Origin of the sequence: Streptomyces stoeckheimensis, from assembly GCF_045822005.1 — a bacterium.
GTDB lineage: Bacteria > Actinomycetota > Actinomycetes > Streptomycetales > Streptomycetaceae > Streptomyces > Streptomyces stoeckheimensis.
This window is the reverse complement of the sequence record NZ_CP169550.1, coordinates 6007159-6022445: the sequence shown is the minus strand read 5'-3', so window position 1 is coordinate 6022445 and position 15287 is coordinate 6007159. Positions and strand designations below refer to the sequence as shown.

Sequence of the window (15287 nt, the reverse complement as noted above, 5' to 3'; positions counted from 1 at the left end):
GCCCCGGCCCCCTGGGGCTCCGCCCCGGACCCCGCGCCTCAAACGCCGGCGAGGCTGAGAGGGCTCCGCCTCAGGTCGTCGCCTCCGGGCGGCGGGTCTTCTGCCAGGGGTACTGGGGGGTCGGGGTGGGTTCCGAGAGGGCTGCGGGCTGGGGGGTGTTCCACATGGGAGCCGTGGGAGCCGTGGGAGCCGTGGGAGCCGTGGGAGGCGTCGGTGTCGTGGGCGCGGCGTAGGGGAGGTCGTCGGCCGGGGCGCGGTACCAGTCCCGCAGGGCGCCCGACTCGACGTCGATCTGGGCCGACAGGTGCGACAGGTCATCTTCCGCGAAGCGCCGCGCACGGTCGCGCGCCGCCCAGCGCAGCGAGTCCGAGGCCTGCGTGATCCGCGCCGTGCGCTCCCGCAGCTCCGGCAGGACCGCCGCGATCCGCTGCCGGTCGGGCTCCGCCTCCAGGCGCTTCAGCTCGTCGTCGAGTTCGTGCCCGTGCGCGCTCAGCCGCTCGAACAGCCCGATCGACTCCTTCAGCGAGGCGTCCGCCTGGACCCCCTCGTACAGCGCCTGCTGCGTCGCCCGCATCGAATTGCGCAGGTCCAGCCGCAGCGTGGCCAGCGCGCCCGGGACACCGACCTGGCCGAAGCTGCGGGCCTTCAGGGTGGTGTCCTCCACCGTGCGGCGGGCCTGGGTGATGGTCCGGTCCACGCCGCGCGCCGCGGCCTTGACCACCTTCGTCGTCACGTAGACACCGAGCCCCAGGAAGGCGAACAGCAGCACCAGGGCCACGATGATAAAAGCCGCCTCCATGAGGGTCCCTTCCCCAGCCGTTTACGTCCCTTCCACCGTAAACGCCACGGGCAGGCCGCGGGTTCCAATCGAACCCCCAACCTGCCCGTACGGGAATACCCCTAGACGCGCCCGCCGGGCACGCCTGCTGCGTCAGACGACGATGTTCACCAGCTTCGGCGCGCGCACGATCACCTTGCGGATCTCCGCCCCGCCCAGCGCCGCCACGACCGCCTCGTCGGCCAGCGCCAGCTGCTCCAGCTCGGCGTCGGAGATGGCCGGAGACACCTCCAGGCGGGCCTTGACCTTGCCCTTGATCTGGACGACGCACGTGACGCTCTCGTCCACGACGTACGCCGGGTCGGCGACCGGGAAGTCCTGGTGGACGACCGACTCGCCGTGGCCCAGCCGCTGCCACAGCTCCTCGGCGATGTGCGGCGCCAGCGGGGCCACCAGCAGCACCAGCCGCTCCGCGACCGAGCGCTCCAGCGGCCGGCCCGCCTTCGTCAGGGTGTTGTTCAGCTCGGTGATCTTCGCGATGGCGGTGTTGAAGCGCAGCGCGGCCATATCGGCGCCGACCCCGTCGATCGCCTTGTGCAGGGCGCGCAGGGTGGCCTCGTCCGGCTCCCCGTCGACGACCGTCACGGCGCCCGTCTCCTCGTCCACCACGTTGCGCCACAGGCGCTGCAGCAGCCGGTACTGGCCGACGACGGCACGGGTGTCCCAGGGACGCGAGACGTCCAGCGGGCCCATCGCCATCTCGTACAGGCGCAGGGTGTCCGCGCCGTACTCCTCGCAGATCTCGTCCGGCGTGACGGCGTTCTTCAGGGACTTGCCCATCTTGCCGTGCTCGCGCTTGACCGGCTGGCCCTGGTGGAAGTAGCCGCCGTCCCGCTCCTCGACCTCGGCCGCCGGGACGTACACACCGCGCGAGTCGGTGTACGCGTACGCCTGGATCATGCCCTGGTTGAACAGCTTGTGGAACGGCTCCACCGAGGAGACGTGGCCCAGGTCGAACAGCACCTTGGACCAGAACCGCGCGTACAGCAGGTGCAGCACCGCGTGCTCGGCGCCGCCCACGTACAGGTCGACGCCGCCGTGCGGCTGGCCCTCGCGCGGGCCCATCCAGTACTTCTCGATCTCCGGGTCGACCAGGGCCGAGCCGTTGTTCGGGTCCAGGTAGCGCAGCTCGTACCAGCAGGAGCCGGCCCAGTTCGGCATGGTGTTGGTCTCGCGCCGGAAGGACCGCACCCCGCGACCGTCGCCCAGGTCCAGCTCGACGTTGACCCATTCCTGGTTGCGCGACAGCGGGGTCTCCGGCTGGGAGGCCGCGTCGTCGGGCGCGAAGGTGCGCGGCGAGTAGTCCTCGACCTCCGGCAGCTCCAGCGGCAGCATCGACTCGGGCAGCGGGTAGGCGACGCCGTCCTCGTCGTAGACGATCGGGAAGGGCTCGCCCCAGTAGCGCTGGCGGCTGAACAGCCAGTCGCGCAGCCGGAAGTTCACGGTTCCCTCGCCGATGCCGCGCTCGGCCAGCCAGTCGGTGATCGCGGCCTTGGCCTCGACCACGCCCAGGCCGTCCAGCGAGATTCCCTCGCCCGTCGAGTTGACGATCGTGCCGTCGTACGAGGTGAACGCGCCCTCCCACTCCAGCGGGTCGGCGTCACGGTCGTCCGTCGGCGCTACGACGCAGCGCATCGGCAGCTCGAAGGCGCGCGCGAACTCGAAGTCGCGCCCGTCGTGGGCCGGGACGGCCATGATCGCGCCGGTGCCGTAGCCCATCAGCACGTAGTCGGCGATGAAGACGGGCACCTGGTCGCCGCTGACCGGGTTGGTCGCGTACGCGCCGGTGAAGACGCCGGTCTTGTCCTTGGCCTCGGCCTGCCGCTCGACGTCCGACTTCGCGGCGGCCTGCTTGCGGTACGAGTCCACGGCCTCGGCCGGGGTCGCGTTGCCGCCGGTCCACAGCTGGTGGGTGCCCTCGGGCCACTCCGACGGGACGATCTTCGAGACCAGCTCGTGCTCGGGGGCCAGCACCATGTAGGTGGCGCCGAACAGCGTGTCGGGGCGGGTGGTGAAGACCGTGATGGCTTCGCCGTCGCCGACCGCGAAGTCCACGCGCGCGCCCTCGCTGCGACCGATCCAGTTGCGCTGCTGCAGCTTGATGGCCTCGGGCCAGTCCAGCGCGTCCAGGTCGTCGATCAGGCGGTCGGCGTAGGCCGTGATCCGCATGTTCCACTGGCTCAGCCTGGACTTGAAGACGGGGAAGTTGCCGCGCTCGGACCGGCCGTCGGCGGTGACTTCCTCGTTGGCCAGTACGGTGCCCAGGCCGGGGCACCAGTTGACGGGCGCGTCCGAGGCGTACGCCAGCCGGTACCCGTTCAGCACGTCGGCCCGCTCGGCCGCGCTCAGCGCCGCCCAGGAGGCGCCGCCGGGCAGCTCACGGGAGCCGTCCTCGAAGGAGGCGACCAGCTCGGCGACGGGCCGGGCCTTCGCGGCGTCCGCGTCGTACCAGGAGTTGTAGATCTGCAGGAAGATCCACTGGGTCCACTTGTAGTAGTCCGGGTCGATCGTCGCGAACGACCGGCGCCTGTCGTGGCCCAGACCCAGCCGGCGCAGCTGGACCTTCATGTTCTCGATGTTCGCCTCGGTCGACACGCGCGGGTGCGTACCGGTCTGCACGGCGTACTGCTCGGCCGGCAGGCCGAAGGCGTCGAAGCCCAGGGTGTGCAGGACGTTGTGGCCGGTCATCCGCTGGTGGCGGGCGAAGACGTCGGTGGCGATGTACCCGAGCGGGTGGCCGACGTGCAGGCCCGCACCCGAGGGGTACGGGAACATGTCCATGATGAACTTCTTCGGGCGCGCGACGACCGCCGCGTCACCGGCCAGGTCACCGGTCGGGTTCGGGGCCTCGTACGTGCCCTGCGCGTCCCATACGTCCTGCCAGCGTGCCTCGATGTCGGCGGCCACGGCAGCCGTGTAACGGTGCGCCTCGGCCGCCTCGGGGGCCGGGGTGTTCGTCTCGCTCATGATTCCTGAAGCTCCATCGATCGTCTCTGCCGGTTCTGCTGCCCAAACGAAAAAACCCCTCGCACAGGAGGGGGCGCCGCGCCGGGCCGACCGCTTCGTGGGGTCGGAACTGTTCAGCGCGGCTCGGTAAGCAGAAGGCGTACGGCACGCATGGCGTCAGGGTACCGCAGCGGCCCCCAGCGGTGCTCTGCCCTTCCGGCCGGTGGACGCACGACGAGAAGCGGGCCACCCGTTTCCGGGTGGCCCGCTTCTTCACTGTGGAGCTATGGAGAATTGAACTCCAGACCTCCTGCATGCCATGCAGGCGCTCTACCAACTGAGCTATAGCCCCTTGTCTTGCCTGCCGCTTCGTGGCCCGTTTCCGGTTCCCCTTGGCGACATCCCAAACATTACACGGTGATGGCCCTGGTCCAAAAATCGGTTTCCGCGGATCCCGGGCCATGTCCGTTTCATGGCAGTTCGTCACATACCCTGACGAGCCGCACGTCTCTGGGTCACGCACGCGCAAACTGGTAGAACCGCTTCAGCGTGCAGTGCTCGTCGAGCAGCCGCCCGTAGATCGGCTCGCCCTCCAGCTCGCGGTACGTCTCGATCGGGTCGCCTTTTATGATCAGCGCCCGCGCACATTCCTCGCACCAGTACTGGTAGTCGGGATTGACCGGCTCCATGTCCCGCACGATCGGCGTGCCGTTGTTGCACCAGTCGCACCGCCGCCGGTGTGCACCCATCCGTCAGCGACTCCCTCCCGCGTCGGGCCGTCGTGTCCCCCTCCGGCCGTCCGATTCTGCCATGCCGGTGCTCGCTCGGGCAGCTGTGGACAAAAGCAAAGATCCCGCCCCCTGTTGGGGACGGGATCTTGATTGTGGAGCTATGGAGAATTGAACTCCAGACCTCCTGCATGCCATGCAGGCGCTCTACCAACTGAGCTATAGCCCCGCTCTCCGCGACGCTCCCCCCGTTTCCGGTGTTCTGCGCTGCGAACAAGAAGAACTCTAGCCTGTGACCAGCCGGAAAGTGAAATCCGGGTGGGAGCCGCTCCGAGGTGGGCTCAGTCGTCGTCGCCGAGCACCGGTTCGGGCAGCGTGCCGGCGTTGTGTTCCATCAGCCGCCAGCCGCGCGCGCCCTCGCCCAGCACGGACCAGCAGCAGTTGGAGAGCCCGCCCAGGCCCTCCCAGTAGTACGACTCCAGGCCCAGCAGACGGCCGATCGTCGTACGGATGGTGCCGCCGTGGCTGACCACCACGAGCGTGCCGCCGGGGGGCAGCCGGTCTGCGTGTTCCAGCACCACCGGCGCGGCCCGGTCGGCGACCTCGGTCTCCAGCTCGCCGCCACCGCGGCGGACCGCCTCGCCGCGCTTCCACGCCGCGTACTGGTCGCCGTACTTGTCCAGGATCTCGTCGTGCGTGAGGCCCTGCCATTCGCCGGCGTACGTCTCGCGCAGCGCCTCGTCGTGCGTCACCGCCAGACCCGTGACGGCCGCCAGCTCGGCAGCCGTGGCGGAGGCGCGCATCAGGTCCGAGGCGACGATGGCGTCGGGCTTCAGCGAGGCGAGCAGCCGGGCGGCACGGCGCGCCTGCGCCACACCGGCCTCGGTCAGCTCGATGTCCGTGGAGCCCTGGAAGCGTCGCTCCAGGTTCCAGGAGGTCTGGCCGTGCCGCCACAGGACGATCTTGCGGCCGGTCTTGCCGTTGCCGGTCTTGCCGCTGCCGGTCGCGGTCGTACCGTCGTTCGTCGCGCTCAGAACAGATCACCGTCCAGTTCGTCGTCGCCCTGCGCGGCGCGCAGCGCGGCGTGCTCCTCGGCCTTGCCCTTGGTGAGCTTGGCGTCCTCGGGGAGGTCGATCTCGGGGCAGTCCTTCCACAGGCGCTCCAGCGCGTAGAAGACGCGCTCCTCGCTGTGCTGCACGTGGACGACGATGTCGATGTAGTCGAGCAGGATCCAGCGGGCGTCGCGGTCGCCTTCGCGGCGCACCGGCTTGGCGCCCAGCTCCTTCAGGAGCTTCTCCTCGATCTCGTCGACGATCGACTTGACCTGGCGGTCGTTGGGCGCCGAAGCGAGCAGGAAGGCGTCGGTGATCGACAGCACGTCGCTGACGTCGTACGCGATGATGTCGTGCGCGAGCCGGTCGGCCGCGGCCTGGGCGGCGGCGGTGATGAGCTCGATGGAGCGGTCCGTGGCGGTCACTGGCCATGCTTTCGGGTTGGCGGGCAGATCCTTACAAGGGTCTCATGTACCGCCGACACCGCCCGCGCGCAGCGTGCCGCGCGGGCGGGGCCGTTCCCGACGGGGCCCACCGGAGTAGTCCGCAGTAGGCCTCGGAGGGCTCAGGACGGTTTGTAATCCTTGCCCAGGGTCACCACGACGTCCGCGTTCACCGCGTTCTCGGCCTTCTTCACGGCCGTCTCGGGCAGCCCCAGCGTCTTGGAGACCTCGATCGCCTTGTCCCGCTGCGCGTCGTCCTGGTACGTGATCTGCGACGCCGGAGCGGTCTTGTCGGCCTTGCCGCCGTCCACCAGGGTGTAGCCGCCGTTGAGCAGGGCCGCCTTCGCCGCCGTGTTCGTCTTCTCGTCGCCGGTCGCGTCCTTCAGGCCGACCCGCGGCAGGGCCCCGGGCTGGGCCTCCGTGACGGAGCCGCCGAGGACCTCCTTGACCACCTTCTTGTTGGCCTCGTCCGTGAGGCCGCCGTCCGGCTTCACCCCGAGCACGTCGGTGCGGTACGCGCCCACCTTGGCGTGCTCTCCGAGCTTGGACAGCAGCGCGCCCAGCGTCTGCGCGTTCAGCGCCGGGTCCAGGATCTGTCCGGTGGTCTCCACGGTCATCGCCGCCGACTTCGGATCGCCGGGCACCTTGCGCAGCAGGCCCAGCAGGACCTTGCCGAGGCGGTCCAGCTGCTTGGCCTCCGGCTCGCCCTGCGCCTTGTACGTGGCGTAAGCGACGGCCATCGCACCGCTGAGGCTCTGCTTCGGGCCCTGGCCGACGGCGGGCGCCTTCGCCGCGTCGTCCGCCGGGACGGCCACGTCGGTGTCGACCTCGATGCCGCCGACCAGCTCGACGAAGTTCTCCAGGAAGGGGGTGTCCAGCCGCCAGGTGCCGCCGATGCGGGTGCCGAAGACCGAGTCGAGGGATTCCCGTACGCCCAGACCGCCGTCCTCGACGGCCTTGCCCAGCTGTGCGGTGGTGCCGTCGTCCCTGGAGACGTTCAGCGTGTTCGGCACGAGGACGGTGGCGCCCTGCTTGGTGGTCACGTTGTCGACGAGCAGCGCCGTGGAGGTGCCGCCCTTCTTGGTGTTGTGCAGGTGCACGACGATCATGTCGCGCTTCTGCGGGCCCGTGGCGGACGCGCCGTTCGACGCCTTGCCGGGGCCCTCCAGGAACGGCAGCTTGCCCGCGTACCAGAGGTAGCCGAGGCCCGCGACGACGAAGACGGCCAGGACGACGATCAGCGCCACCACCCGGTTGCGGCCGCGCCGGCGGGCCTCCTCGCGGCGCTCGGTGCGGCTCTCGGTGAAGGCGAGCCAGTCGATGACGTCCTCGGAGTCCTCGTCCGGCTGGTCGATGAAGGCGAACTGCTCGGTGCGGTACGAGGGCCCCTGGCCCTGCCCGCCCGGAGCCCCGTCGGCCCGGCGGGGCTCCGGGACCTGCGCGGCGGCGGGACGGTACTCCGGCTCGGGCGCGGGGGCCCGCAGGGGCGCCTGCGCCGGGGCCTCTGGGGCGACCTGCTGCGGGATCCACTGCTGGGTGGCCTGGGTGTCGTACTGCTGCCCCGCCTGGGTGTCGTACCCGTACTGCGGGGCCTGGGAGGTCTGGGGGTACTGCTGCTGCGGCTGCTGCGGGTAGTACTGCGGAGCCTGCTGCTGGGGCTGCGGGGCCTGCTGCTGGCCGTACCCCTGGTAGTCGTAGCCGTAGCCCTGCTCGTACTGCTGCTGCTCGTAGGGGGGCGCCGGGTCCGTGGCGGGCTGCGCGGGCACCTGGCCGTACACCGGCCGCCCGTACGCGTCGTAGCCGACGATCTGCTGCTCCTGGCCGGCATACGGGTCGTACGGCTCGTGTCGGTCGTTCACCGCGGGGCCCCTCTCTCCGGAAGCTCAGGCTCCCCGGTACAGCTCACGCTTGTCGATGTAGCGGACCACGCCGTCGGGCACGAGGTACCAGACAGGATCCCCCTTGGCCACGCGTGCACGGCAGTCCGTGGACGAAATGGCCAGCGCCGGAACCTCGACGAGGGAGACGCCTCCCTCGGGCAGGCCGTCGTCGGTGAGCACGTGGCCCGGCCGGGTGACGCCGATGAAGTGCGCGAGGGCGAAGAGCTCCTCGGCGTTCCGCCAGGTCAGGATCTGCGCGAGGGCGTCGGCGCCGGTGATGAAGAAGAGGTCGGCGTCGTCGTTGAGGGCGCTCAGGTCCCTCAGGGTGTCGATCGTGTACGTCGGGCCGCCGCGGTCGATGTCGATGCGGCTCACCGAGAACTGCGGGTTCGATGCGGTCGCGATGACCGTCATCAGGTACCGGTCCTCGGCGGACGACACGGCCCGCTGCGACTTCTGCCACGGCTCGCCGGTCGGTACGAACATCACCTCGTCGAGGTGGAACAGCGCGGCCACCTCACTGGCGGCCACCAGGTGTCCGTGGTGGATCGGGTCGAATGTCCCGCCCATCACCCCGAGCCTGCGCTTGACCGGGCCGGTCGGCATTTCCTGCTCTCCCATGAGCGCAGAGCCTACTGGCCCGGTGACGCGGCAGGGACCCGCCTACGGGCGCGTACTCGGCGTATGACGGTTCAGCGGTCCCGGTTCATGCGCGTGGTGACCCACAGCATCAGGAAGAGGATGGCGAGGGCCGCACCGCCGGTCAGGTACGGGTTCAGGCTGTCGTGGTTGCCGCCGTGCTGCTCGGCTCCCTCGGAGGCGAGGACGACCAGGTTGTGGGCGGTGGAGGCGAGGCTCATCAGGCAGGTACCTATCGAGTCGGGGAGCGGGCGGAGATTTCGCTCACATCGTATGCGGGGGCCTGGGGCACGCTCACGTCGACTCAGGCGTTGGAGAGGATAGACGGGCGGCCAGCCGCACACACCAACGGGGAGGGCGCTATGACGGGGACGGGATTCGAGAAGGCACCGGCGCGGGACCGCAAGAGGTTCCCCGGTATTTCCTCACGGGCGTACGAGCATCCGGCGGACCGGTCCGCGCTCGTGGCCCTGCGCAAACTGACCGGCTTCGACACGGTCTTCAAGGCGCTCAGCGGGCTGCTGCCGGAGCGCAGTCTGCGACTGCTCTTCCTGTCGGACTCCGTCCGGGTGGGCGAGACGCAGTTCCCGCACCTGCACGCGATGCTCCTGGACGCCTGTTACATCCTGGACCTGGAGAAGGTCCCGCAGATGTACGTGCAGCAGGACCCGAAGCCCAATGCCATGTGCATCGGGCTGGACGAGCCGATCATCGTGGTCACCACGGGCCTCGTCGAGCTGCTCGACGAGGAGGAGATGCGGGCGGTGGTGGGCCACGAGGTGGGCCACGCCCTGTCGGGGCACGCCGTGTACCGCACGATCCTGCTGTTCCTGACGACCCTGGCGCTCAAGATCGCGTGGATCCCGCTGGGCAACGTGGCGATCATGGGGCTCGTGACGGCGCTGCGCGAGTGGTTCCGCAAGTCGGAGCTGTCGGCGGACCGGGCGGGGCTGCTGGTGGGACAGGACGTGCACGCCTCGATGCGCGGGCTGATGAAGCTCGCGGGCGGCAACCACCTGCACGAGATGAACGTCGACGCGTTCCTCGCCCAGGCCGAGGAGTACGAGCGGAGCGGCGACCTGCGCGACTCCGTGCTGAAGATCCTCAACGTGCTGCCCCGGACGCACCCCTTCACGACGGTGCGGGCGGCCGAGCTGAAGAAGTGGTCGCAGAACCGCGACTACCAGCGGATCATGGACGGCCACTACCCGCGGCGCGAGGAGGACAAGGACACCTCGGTGACCGACTCCTTCCGGCAGTCCGCCGCGCACTACGCCGACACGGTGCGCACCAGCAAGGACCCGCTGATGAAGCTGGTCGGCGACATCGCCGGCGGTACGGCGGACCTGGGCGGCAAGCTGCGGGACAGGTTCACGGGCTCGGGTAACAGCAGCAGCAGCGCCCCCGGCGGCGAGGACAAGAGCACGGGCACCGGCAAGGACGGTGCTACGGAGCAGGGCTGACCCCCTGCCCCGAGGCGGCCGGGGACGCCGGGGCCTGTGACTGCGGCGGCTCCGGCGGCTCGGGCGCGGTCGTCGGCGCGAGCACGCCGCACAGCCCGGCCGTGCGGCGCGGACTGCCGCTGGCGTACGGGTCGCTCGCGGCCGGGCCGGTGGTGGTCGGCCCGGCGCCGGCCGTCAGCGGGCGGAAACCTCCGGCCGGGTCGGCGGAACAGGCCTGCGGGCCCGCCATGACGTAGGCCGAGACGAGCTCCGCCCGCCGGGCCGTGAGGTCGTCTCGGTCGAAGCGCATCCGCAGCTCCCGGCGGACGGTGAAGAGCGAGGCCCCGTCCGCCGCGGCCGGCTGGCCGGTGGCCGGGCGCACGGCGTAGACGAAGGTGTGGTCGGAGGTCACCTCCAGGGCGTTCGGGGCGGTCTCCGCGGCGGCGAGCACCCCGCTGACCCGGACCCGGGTGTCGGCCACGACGGCGGTCGCCGGGTCGAAGCGGACGAGCCAGCCCGTGACGGCGTGCCGCCCGTTGCCGGCCGGGACGAGCATGCTCTGGTCGAACTGCGTCAGCTGGTCGGGGTCGAGCAGGACGCGCACCGGCCGGGATGCCTCGCCGGACAGCACGTCGGGGTCCAGCGAGGACTGCACCAGGTAGTCCTTGGCGATGGTCAGCGCGGTTTGGACCTGCTCCTCGGTGAAGTGGCGGGTACGGCGCACGGCGGGGAAGGTGATCCCGGCCGCCCCGATGCGGTACTGGGCCGCCGGACTCTGCGCGTACAGGTCGGCGGGCCGGCCGCCGGGCACGGGCGCGGAGGGCGCGAGCGGGACGACGGTGCTGCTCATCGCCTCGGCCGGGTCCCCGGCGGGCGGCACATAGGGATTGCGCAGCCCCATGTAGACGGCGCCGGCGAGCGCCAGGGCGATGCACAGCACGATGATCCGGCCCTGCCGGGCCGTACCGCCGCCGGAGCCGCCGCGGGGTCCCGGATGGCCTCCGCCGGTCGACCAGATCGAGCGGCTCCGTACGGCGCGGGCGTGCTCGCCCATGCGCTCCTGTGCGGAGAACTCCTGAAGCCGGGCAGCCCGGACGAAGTCCTCGTCGAACACCACCGACCGGTACTCGTCGGCCCGGAACTCGTCGTCGGCCCCGCCGGCACCCTCGGGGGTGCCGTTCGGCGGATCTCCTGGCATGGCCATCGCTTCTCCCCGCTGTCCCCGCTCCAGAGAAGCCCCCGGCTCCGGCGATGGGGAGCGGGGTCGTACCTTCAGGGTTGGCGGCTGACGCGGTCCATAAACGCTCCGGCGCCCGTGACTTCGCCCATCGGGGTGCTGGCGGGGGCCGGAGCCGGTTCCGCGTCGCTCGCCGCGCTGCGGTACACGGCGCTGAAGGCGAGCGCGATCATGCCGAGGCCCATCACGAAGGCGAGCACCCAGGCGACCGGGCGCAGCCACGGCGAGCGGCCGCGGTAGGGGCGCAGGCTGCCGCCGTAGGCCCCGTACGGGCCTTCCCCGTAGCCTGCTCCGTGGCCGTGGTCCCAGCCGGGATCGTCGGAGTGGTGGCCGTCGGCGCCGCCGTAGGCGTACGCGTCGTAGTCCTCGTCGCCCGTCCAGCCGCCGGCGAAGGCGGCGCGGGCGGCCTCGGCCGCCTCGGCGCGCGCCCGGTCGCCGGCCCGCTGGCGCTCTGCGGCGCTCGGTTCACGGATCTCGGCGTTCCGGACGAAGTCCTCGTCGAACACCACGGAGGCGAAGTCCTTGTCCGCGCCTCCGCGGTCGTCTGCATTTTCTTCGGGGGTCCCGTCGTCCGGGAACGGTTTGCCCCCCACGTCGTCCGGCACGGAACCAGCGTAGACCTGAGGGGCACCTTTGGGCAGGGTGTCGGCCGAAATCCGGCCACACCGTGTTCAGCGGGTGACTACCGTACGTGACCGTCGCCGGTGACGATGTACTTCGTCGAGGTGAGCTCGGGAAGCCCCATCGGGCCCCGGGCGTGCAGCTTCTGCGTGGAGATGCCGATCTCCGCGCCGAAGCCGAACTGACCACCGTCCGTGAACCGCGTGGAGGCATTCACGGCAACCGTGGTCGAATCGACCAGCTGGGTGAAGAGGCGGGCGGCGGCCTGCGAGGTGGTGACGATCGCCTCGGTGTGACCGGAGGTCCAGCGGCGGATGTGGGCGACGGCCTCGTCGAGGGAGTCCACGACACCGGCGGCGATGTCGTACGAGAGGTACTCGGCGGCCCAGTCCTCGTCGGTGGCCGGGAGGGCGGTGACCTTGGAGTCCTCCGCGTACGCGAGCACCCGGTCGTCGCCGTGGACGGTCACGCCGGCGTCGGCGAGGGCGTCCAGGGCGAGGGGCAGGAAGGCGTCGGCGATGTCCCGGTGGACGAGCAGGGTCTCCGCGGAGTTGCAGACGGAGGGGCGCTGGGCCTTGGAGTTGACGAGGATGTCCACGGCCATGGCCAGATCGGCCTGGGCGTCCACGTAGACGTGGCAGTTGCCGGTACCGGTCTCGATGACCGGGACGATGGATTCCTCGACGACGGTCTTGATGAGCGAGGCGCCGCCGCGCGGGATGAGGACGTCGACGAGACCGCGGGCGCGCATCAGCTCGCGGACCGAGTCGCGGGACTCGCCCGGCACGAGCTGGATGGCGTCGGCGGGCAGACCGGCCGAGACGACGGCGTCGCGCAGGATGCCGACGAGGGCGGTGTTGGAGGCGTACGCCGAGGACGAGCCGCGCAGGAGGACGGCGTTGCCGGACTTCAGGCACAGGGCGGCGGCGTCGACGGTGACGTTGGGGCGGGCCTCGTAGATGATGCCGACGACGCCGAGCGGGACGCGGATCTGGCGGAGGTCGATCCCGTTGGGGAGGGTGGAGCCGCGGACGACCTCGCCGACGGGGTCGGGCAGGGCCGCGACGTCGCGGACGTCGGAGGCGATGGCCGCGATGCGGTCGGGGGTGAGGGTGAGACGGTCGATGACGGTCTCGCTGGTCCCGGCGGCGGCCGCCTTCGCCGTGTCGACGGCGTTGGCCTCGACGATCTCGGCCGTACGGGCCTCCAGCGCGTCCGCGATGGCCAGCAGGGCCTTGTCCTTGGCGGACCGCGGGAGCGGGGCGATGGCCGCGGCGGCGGTGCGGGCGGCTTGCGCGGTGGCGATCACGGGCGAGGTCGTGGCATCGAGCGAGGTCATGCCGCCAGGGTAATCCCCGCCCACCCCCGGGCCGATGGGGTTCCACCCCGCGAGACGCCTTGCTGACGCACCGCTCACGCGTGCGGGTGGTTCGGCCCTGCGGGGCGGGGTCCCCTACCCGCCCTTCCACCGTTCCCCGGGCTCCGCCCGGACCCCTCCTGGGGCTCCGCCCCAGACCCCGCGCCTCAAACGCCGGCGAGGCTGGATTTGCCAGCCCGTCCGGCGTTTGAGGACCGGGTCCGGGCGGAGCCCGGGGAACGGGCGAAGGGCGGGTAGGGGACCTCGCCCCGCAGGGCCGGCCCCGACGCACCTGCCCACCCGCCCCGCACCAGGCGGCGGTGGCGCCTGCGCCGACCGGCCACCGCCGGACGGAGTCCGGCGCAGCGGTGCGAAGCCCGCGCAGCGGTGCGAGCTCCGCGTCTAGTAGGGGTGCACGCCCATGGGGTGGGCCGGGGGCGGGCCGTAGCCTTCGGCGACGCGTTGGTGGTAGGTGGCGCGGTCGATGACTTCGAGGCCGACGATCTCCCAGGGCGGGAGCTTCGCCGAGGAGCGGTGTTCGCCCCAGAGCCGCAGCGCCACGGCCGCCGCGTCGTGGAGGTCGCGGGCTTCCTCCCAGTAGCGGATCTCCGCGTGGTCGTCGGCGTAGCGGCTGGTCAGCAGGAAGGGGTGGTCGTGGGCGAGCTGCTCCAGCCCACGGCGTACGTCGCACAGCGGCGCGGGCTTCCCGGAGACGCTCAGGGTGATGTGCCAGAGGCGGGAGGCATCCCGTTCCTCCCCGCTCCCGCCGACGTCACCGTCCCCGGTGCCGACGCTGGTCAGCGCTCGTCTCACCAGCCGCCTCCTTGTCCTGCGCTACGCGTGTCCGCCCCTCACAGTTGACCAGTCCTCGGCTCACCGCGCGGCGGTTTTACCGAACCTCAGCCCTGCAGCAGGACCAGATCGTCGCGGTGGACGACCTCCCGCTCGTACTCGGGTCCGAGTTCCCGCGCGAGCTCGCGCGTGGAGCGGCCGAGGAGCTGCGGGAGCTCCTTGGCGTCGAAGTTGACGAGGCCGCGCGCCACCGCCCGGCCGTCGGCCGCGCGCAGTTCCACGGGGTCCCCTGCGACGAAGTCGCCCTCGACCGCGGCGATGCCTGCGGGCAGCAGCGAACTGCCGCGTTCGGTCACCGCGCGCACGGCCCCGTCGTCCAGGACGAGGTGTCCCTGCGGGGCCGACGCGTGCTGGAGCCAGAGCAGCCGGTCCGTCGAGCGGCGGCCGGTGGAGTGGAAGAGGGTGCCGGTCTCCCGCCCGGCGAGGGCGTCCGCGGCCTGGCTCGCCGAGGTCAGGACGACCGGGATGCCGGCCGCCGCGGCGATGCGCGCCGCCTCGATCTTGGTGGCCATGCCGCCGGTGCCGACGCCCGCCTTGCCGACGCTGCCGATGGTGACGTGGGCGATGTCCTCGGGGCCGCGCACCTCGTCGATGCGGCTGGTGCCGGGCTGGGAGGGGTCCCCGTCGTAGAGGCCGTCGACGTCCGAGAGCAGGACGAGGAGGTCGGCGCGGACCAGGTGGGCCACGAGTGCGGCGAGGCGGTCGTTGTCGCCGAAGCGGATCTCGTCGGTGGCGACGGTGTCGTTCTCGTTGACGACGGGCAGCGCCCCCATGGCCAGGAGCTGGTCCAGGGTCCGGTAGGCGTTGCGGTAGTGCGCGCGCCGGCTCGTGTCGTCGGTGGTCAGGAGCACCTGGCCGACGCGTACGCCGTACCGGGCGAAGGAGGCGGTGTAGCGGGCGACGAGCAGGCCCTGGCCGACGGACGCGGCGGCCTGCTGGCGGGCCAGGTCGGTGGGGCGGCGGCGCAGGCCGAGCGGGGAGAGTCCGGCGGCGATGGCTCCGCTGGAGACCAGGACGATCTCCTTCTCGCCGCCGCTGCGCGCCTTGGCCAGTACGTCGACCAGCGCGTCCACCCGGTCGGCGTCGAGTCCTCCGGCCGCCGTGGTCAGGGAGGAGGAGCCGACCTTGACCACGATCCTGCGCGCGTCGAGCACACCCTGCCTAGCCGCTGACACTTCTGTCCCCTGACCCTTGACCCTCGCCGAACACGAACCTGCGCCCCTTGGAAGCTTCGAGGCCGCCCGTTCAATCT

At 71.4% G+C, this 15287-nt stretch carries 14 protein-coding genes and 2 tRNA genes; 1 reads left to right on the top strand and 15 read right to left on the bottom strand.

The annotated features are described in order from the left end of the window. Window positions 1–70 precede the first annotated feature (70 nt). The 10 genes from ACE1OC_RS27290 to ACE1OC_RS27245 all read right to left on the bottom strand — a co-directional run bounded on the left by ACE1OC_RS27290 (window position 71) and on the right by ACE1OC_RS27245 (window position 8747). Window positions 71–799, bottom strand: coding sequence for a hypothetical protein (locus ACE1OC_RS27290; protein ID WP_407839228.1), 729 nt, complete (start codon window positions 797–799; stop codon window positions 71–73). 132 nt (window positions 800–931) lie between these two features. Then, window positions 932–3805, bottom strand: a complete 2874-nt coding sequence (gene leuS / locus ACE1OC_RS27285) for a leucine--tRNA ligase (RefSeq protein ID WP_407839227.1) — start codon at window positions 3803–3805, stop codon at window positions 932–934. A 258-nt stretch (window positions 3806–4063) separates the two neighbouring features. Then, window positions 4064–4136, bottom strand: a tRNA-Ala gene (locus tag ACE1OC_RS27280). Between the two features lie 163 nt (window positions 4137–4299). Beyond that, window positions 4300–4533 (bottom strand): hypothetical protein, encoded by a 234-nt coding sequence (locus tag ACE1OC_RS27275; RefSeq protein WP_007264019.1) that lies wholly within the window; start codon window positions 4531–4533, stop codon window positions 4300–4302. A 135-nt stretch (window positions 4534–4668) separates the two neighbouring features. Beyond that, window positions 4669–4741 (bottom strand) — tRNA-Ala (locus tag ACE1OC_RS27270). 112 nt (window positions 4742–4853) lie between these two features. Continuing rightward, window positions 4854–5546 (bottom strand): histidine phosphatase family protein, encoded by a 693-nt coding sequence (locus tag ACE1OC_RS27265; RefSeq protein WP_407841693.1) that lies wholly within the window; start codon window positions 5544–5546, stop codon window positions 4854–4856. Continuing rightward, window positions 5543–5989, bottom strand: coding sequence for a ribosome silencing factor (gene rsfS / locus ACE1OC_RS27260; RefSeq protein ID WP_250739445.1), 447 nt, complete (start codon window positions 5987–5989; stop codon window positions 5543–5545). The genes ACE1OC_RS27265 and rsfS overlap by 4 nt, the downstream gene beginning before the upstream one ends. 140 nt (window positions 5990–6129) lie before the next feature. After that, on the bottom strand, window positions 6130–7866 hold the full coding sequence (locus ACE1OC_RS27255) for an LCP family protein (RefSeq protein WP_407839226.1): 1737 nt from the start codon (window positions 7864–7866) through the stop codon (window positions 6130–6132). Window positions 7867–7890: 24 nt separating this feature from the next. Further along, window positions 7891–8508 carry a nicotinate-nucleotide adenylyltransferase gene (nadD, locus tag ACE1OC_RS27250; protein ID WP_243334788.1) on the bottom strand — a complete coding sequence of 206 codons (618 nt, stop codon included), beginning with the start codon at window positions 8506–8508 and terminating at the stop codon, window positions 7891–7893. Window positions 8509–8579: 71 nt separating this feature from the next. Further along, a complete protein-coding gene (locus ACE1OC_RS27245) occupies window positions 8580–8747 on the bottom strand; it encodes a hypothetical protein (protein WP_250739447.1) in 168 nt (55 codons plus the stop codon). 141 nt (window positions 8748–8888) lie between these two features. Between ACE1OC_RS27245 and ACE1OC_RS27240 the strand changes: the two genes are divergently transcribed. Beyond that, entirely contained in the window at window positions 8889–9989 is a 1101-nt protein-coding gene (locus tag ACE1OC_RS27240; RefSeq protein ID WP_407839225.1) for a M48 family metallopeptidase, read from the top strand. Here the strand turns inward: ACE1OC_RS27240 and ACE1OC_RS27235 are convergent. The 5 genes from ACE1OC_RS27235 to proB all read right to left on the bottom strand — a co-directional run bounded on the left by ACE1OC_RS27235 (window position 9973) and on the right by proB (window position 15210). Continuing rightward, the gene (locus ACE1OC_RS27235; RefSeq protein WP_407839224.1) at window positions 9973–11172 is read right to left on the bottom strand and encodes a hypothetical protein; all 1200 of its coding nucleotides are present in this window, start codon (window positions 11170–11172) and stop codon (window positions 9973–9975) included. The two genes, ACE1OC_RS27240 and ACE1OC_RS27235, sit on opposite strands and share 17 nt — an antisense overlap. A gap of 68 nt (window positions 11173–11240) precedes the next feature. Beyond that, window positions 11241–11810: a hypothetical protein gene (locus ACE1OC_RS27230; protein ID WP_407839223.1), complete on the bottom strand. Its 570-nt coding sequence runs from the start codon at window positions 11808–11810 to the stop codon at window positions 11241–11243. A gap of 77 nt (window positions 11811–11887) precedes the next feature. Continuing rightward, a complete protein-coding gene (locus ACE1OC_RS27225) occupies window positions 11888–13165 on the bottom strand; it encodes a glutamate-5-semialdehyde dehydrogenase (protein WP_407839222.1) in 1278 nt (425 codons plus the stop codon). Window positions 13166–13585: 420 nt separating this feature from the next. Next, complete coding sequence (locus ACE1OC_RS27220) at window positions 13586–13996, bottom strand: hypothetical protein (protein WP_374213255.1); 411 nt, start codon at window positions 13994–13996, stop codon at window positions 13586–13588. An 86-nt stretch (window positions 13997–14082) separates the two neighbouring features. Further along, window positions 14083–15210: a glutamate 5-kinase gene (gene proB, locus ACE1OC_RS27215; RefSeq protein ID WP_407839221.1), complete on the bottom strand. Its 1128-nt coding sequence runs from the start codon at window positions 15208–15210 to the stop codon at window positions 14083–14085. Window positions 15211–15287: the final 77 nt, after the last annotated feature.